Source organism: Pseudomonas sp. MF06569, from assembly GCF_059862735.1.
Map to the genome: position 1 here is coordinate 1 of NZ_JCBCUZ010000072.1, position 1,835 is coordinate 1,835.

Consider the following 1,835-nt stretch of genomic DNA (forward strand, 5'->3'; position numbering starts at 1 on the left):
AATCGGCATAGGGGACGGCCATCTGGCCGCGCCCCTGCCACACCACCCGGCATGCGGGTCCGCACCGGGCGGTTCGAGAAGTTGAGGTCAGCAGAGTCGAGGTAGACCCAACCGGTCGGACCACGCCACCGTAAGCACTCCATGGATCAGACCGACACTGTTGTGCCAGAACCTGTGGCTGTTGCTGGCTATCGCCGCTGCCAAGTCAGGTCCTGCTCCAAGTTTGCGTAGCTCACGGTACGTCCTCCTTCCGGTTCTCCATTGTTTGAGCTGGATAGCCCTGAGTCGTCGGCGGATCCATTCATCGAACCGGTGCCAGAGGCGAGGCGTTTGCGATAAACCGAAGTACGCTTTCCAACCCAGCAGGTACAGTCTCAGACCTTCCACCACCTGCGACATGCTTCGTCCTCCATTACGAGAAGTCAGCTGACGGATGCGGCTTTTGAACGCCTGTAGCGCTTTGCTTGCCACCCAGCGTTTGACCTCGCCTTGAGCAGACAGCCAAAAGCCGTAGCCCAGAAACTTGCGGCCAAACGCACTGGCAATCGCACTCTTGCTCTCGTTCACTTGCAGTCTAAGTCGATCATAAAGGCGACGGAGCACTGCCATTACCCGTTGACCGGCCTTCAGGCTGCGTACGTAAACGTTCGCATCGTCCGCGTACCTGACGAAGCAATGGCCTCGTCGCTCCAGCTCCTTGTCCACCTCGTCCAGCAATACATTGGCCAGTAATGGTGAGAGTGGGCCGCCTTGCGGCGTCCCTCGTTTACTGGCTACCACTATGCCGTCGATCAACGTCCCGCTGTTCAGGTAGGCCCGGACCAGACGCAGAACGCCTCGGTCGGTTACCCTTCTGCTCAGTCGAGCGATCAACAGGTCATGATCAACTCGATCAAAGAACTGCTCCAGATCAACGTCCACCACAGTGTCCCGCCCCGAATCAATATATTGCTGCGCTGCCAATACCGCTTGATGAGCGCTGCGACCGGGACGAAAACCATAGCTATGATCACTGAATACCGGGTCCAACAGAGGCTGCAAAACTTGTAATAGCGCCTGTTGAATCAATCTGTCCGTCACCGTTGGGATGCCCAGCTTGCGCTCGCCTCCGTCGGGTTTGGGAATCAGAACTCTACGCACCGGACTTGGCCGGTACGTTCCCGCCAGCAACTGCGCCCGTATCACGGGCCAGGCCGTTAACAGATGCTCGACCGTCTCATCGATCCCAAGACCGTCGACGCCCGCAGCACCTTTATTTGACCGGACTCGTTTGAGCGCTAATTGCAGGTTTTCTCTGGTCAGGGCTTCTTGCAGAAGTCCTGACCCCATGTGGTTCGGGTCATGACGCGGACCGCCGGCTTCATCGCTGGACGCTTCGCGTCGGGTTTCACCCGTCGCAGCTCCGTCCCGCCCCGGTTTCCCGGGCATCTGATGCAAGGCCTGCTGTATCGCCATGGTGAACCTCACTCCTTCTCGTTTGGCCCTTCACTGCAACGCAGCTACTACGGCCTCTGCTGACTTCTCGCTCCGGCTTGCGCCGTCGCCCTTTCAGGCATGAGGCGAGATCTCCCCAGGTAAGAACGCCATCCTTCACCGCACAACCGCCGCATTTACATCCCCGGTGCTTTGGCCACAAGAGCTTCGCAGTCACTTGCCTGCTCGCCCTGACCAGAGATGCCTCAGATGCGGTTTGTGTACCTCGGCTCGCGGTTTATGCTCCACGCTTCCTTCCCACACTTGGTCACCCTCATGCAGTTGCGCTTCGCTTCATTCGCTGTGGCCAGCTCAAGAGAGGACTTTCACCTCTAGGATGGCGCCCATGCTGGGCGCACAAG

Annotated in this window: 1 protein-coding gene; it reads right to left on the reverse strand. The window is 58.7% G+C overall.

Going from position 1 to position 1,835, the window contains the following annotated elements:
* Positions 1-87 precede the first annotated feature (87 nt).
* Positions 88-1,455, reverse strand: a complete 1,368-nt coding sequence (ltrA, locus tag AC19YQ_RS24910) for a group II intron reverse transcriptase/maturase (RefSeq protein ID WP_326397458.1) — start codon at positions 1,453-1,455, stop codon at positions 88-90.
* Positions 1,456-1,835 lie beyond the last annotated feature (380 nt).

Bases quoted from the DNA above. Each gene is read 5' to 3' on its own strand.
- ltrA (WP_326397458.1), bottom strand. From the start codon at position 1,455: ATGGCGATACAGCAGGCCTTGCATCAGATGCCCGGGAAACCGGGGCGG.